Here is a 2,403-nt window from a genome sequence, read left to right as displayed (position 1 = left end):
GCCTGCTGGCTGCCGCGCACCAGGCACCCAGTGTCGGGCTGATGCAGCCCTGGCGCTTCATCCGCATTACCCAGCGTGACCTGCGTACACGTATCCAGGCACTGGTGGAGGCGGAGCGAGTGCGTACCGCCGAGGCGCTGGGCGAGCGCTCCGATGCCTTCATGAAACTGAAGGTGGAGGGCATCAACGACTGTGCCGAGCTACTGGTGGCGGCCTTGATGGACAACCGTGAGTCGCACATATTCGGCCGCCGCACCCTGCCGGAAATGGACCTCGCCTCGCTGGCCTGCGCCATCCAGAACCTCTGGCTGGCCGCCCGGGGCGAAGGCCTGGGCATGGGCTGGGTGTCGCTGTTCGACCCGCAGGCGCTGGCGGCCTTGCTGGGCATGCCGGCCGGGGCCAAACCGGTGGCGGTGCTGTGCCTGGGGCCGGTCACCGAATTCTACCCGGCGCCGATGCTGGTGCAGGAAGGCTGGGCCGAAGACCGGCCCTTGACTGAAATGCTGTTCGAAAACCAATGGGGAGAGCGCCAATGAGCGTGGCCTTGCTGACCGTGGCCGGGGTGGCGCTGGACGCCTTGCTGGGCGAGCCGCAGCGGCGCCACCCGTTGGTGGCATTCGGCACTATGGCCAGTAACCTCGAGCGCCGCCTGAACGCCGGCGGGCGCGGCTGGCGCAGCCACGGCGTGAGCGCGTGGTTCCTGGCGGTGGTGCCGCTGACCCTGGGGGCGCTGATTCTGTCCTGGCTGCCGTATATCGGCTGGCTGGTGGACGTGCTGGCGCTGTACTGCGCCGTCGGGCTGCGCAGCCTGGGCGAGCATGTACTGCCAGTGGCCAACGCCTTGCGCCAGGGCGACCTGGCAGAGGCACGGCGGCGGGTCGGCTACCTGGTCAGCCGCGAAACCCGCGAACTGGACGAGCCCGCCGTGGCCCGCGCGGCCACCGAGTCGGTGCTGGAAAACGGCAGCGATGCAGTGTTCGCCGCGCTGTTCTGGTTTGTGGTCGCTGGCGCGCCGGGCGTGGTGCTGTACCGCCTGAGCAACACCCTGGATGCCATGTGGGGTTACCGCAACGAGCGCTTCGAGCGCTTTGGCTGGTGTGCGGCGCGCATCGACGATGTGCTCAACTATATTCCCGCAAGGCTGGTGGCGCTGACCTATGCGCTGCTGGGCAAGACCCGCCTGGCCCTGGCCTGCTGGCGCAAGCAGGGCCCGTTGTGGGACAGCCCCAACGCCGGGCCGGTGATGGCCGCCGGTGCCGGTGCGCTGGGGGTCGAGCTGGGCGGCCCGGCGGTGTACCACGGTGAGCTGCATGAACGACCCCGCCTGGGCGAGGGGCCGATGGCCGACGCCGACGCCATCGAGCGTGGCTGGTACCTGGTCCAGCGCGGCGTGTGGCTGTGGCTGCTGGTGATCTGCCTGGGGGCGTATATCAATGCTTGAACACGGTGGCCGCTTGCTGCGCGCTGTGCGGCAATACGGCATTGCTCGCGAGCAATGGCTCGACCTGTCCAGTGGCATCGCGCCTTGGCCGTTCCCTATCCCTTCGATCCCTGTGGATGCCTGGGCCCGCCTGCCGGAAACCGAGGACGGCCTGGAAGATGCAGCGCGCACCTACTACGGTGCCCGTCAATTGCTGCCAGTGGCCGGTTCGCAGGCCGCGATCCAGGCATTGCCGCAGCTGCGCGCAGCCGGCCGGGTAGGGGTGCTGACCCCGTGCTATGCCGAGCACCCGTATGCATGGCAGCGGGCGGGGCATCAGCTGCTGGAGCTGGATGAAACGCAGGTCGAGGCGGCGCTCGACACGCTCGATGTGCTGGTGCTGGTCAACCCCAACAACCCAACGGGGCGCCGGGTGCCGCGTGAGCGCCTGCTGGCCTGGCATGCTCGCTTGGCCGCCCGCGGTGGCTGGTTGCTGGTCGATGAAGCGTTTATCGACAACACACCTGCCGAAGGCGTGGTCGGTTGCGCCGAACGCCCAGGCCTGATCGTGCTGCGCTCGTTTGGCAAATTCTTCGGCCTGGCTGGCGTGCGCCTGGGTTTTGTTGCTGCCGAGCGCAGCCTGCTGCTGCGCCTGGCTGAGCTGCTCGGCCCTTGGACCGTGAACGGCCCGACCCGGGTGCTGGCCCAGGCCTGCCTGGCCGATCAAGCCGCCCAGCGTCAGCAGATCGAACGCTGCGCCGGCGCCAGCCAGCGGCTGGCCGAGCTTTTACGCAGCGCTGGCCTGGCGCCCAGCGGTGGCTGCGACCTGTTCCAGTACGTGCGTAGCCAGCACGCTGTGCAATTGCATGACTTCCTCGCCCGCCGCGGCATCCTCGTGCGCCTGTTCGAGCAGCCTCTGGCCGTGCGCCTTGGGCTGCCCGCTTGCGCGGCAGATGAACAGCGCCTGGCCCAGGCCCTGGCGG

3 protein-coding genes are annotated in these 2,403 nt (G+C 69.0%); all 3 read left to right on the top strand.

Annotation, left to right across the window (positions count from 1 at the left end):
- Positions 1-536, top strand: a 536-nt coding sequence (bluB, locus tag HP547_RS22545; protein WP_172287469.1) for a 5,6-dimethylbenzimidazole synthase, incomplete at its 5' end; no start/stop codon positions are given.
- Positions 533-1,441: an adenosylcobinamide-phosphate synthase CbiB gene (gene cbiB / locus HP547_RS22540; RefSeq protein WP_172225394.1), complete on the top strand. Its 909-nt coding sequence runs from the start codon at positions 533-535 to the stop codon at positions 1,439-1,441. The genes bluB and cbiB, both read left to right, overlap by 4 nt.
- The coding region (gene cobD, locus HP547_RS22535) for a threonine-phosphate decarboxylase CobD (RefSeq protein WP_172287468.1) at positions 1,434-2,403 on the top strand (970 nt) is incomplete at its 3' end. The genes cbiB and cobD, both read left to right, overlap by 8 nt.

Origin of the sequence: Pseudomonas sp. CM27, from assembly GCF_013179515.1 — a bacterium.
Taxonomy (GTDB): domain Bacteria; phylum Pseudomonadota; class Gammaproteobacteria; order Pseudomonadales; family Pseudomonadaceae; genus Aquipseudomonas.
The sequence above is the reverse complement of the archived record's forward strand: the minus strand, read 5'-3'. Positions and strand labels throughout refer to the sequence as shown.

Coding starts and splice junctions, on each gene's coding strand:
- cbiB (WP_172225394.1), top strand. CDS start 533: ATGAGCGTGGCCTTGCTGACCGTGGCCGGGGTGGCGCTGGACGCCTTG.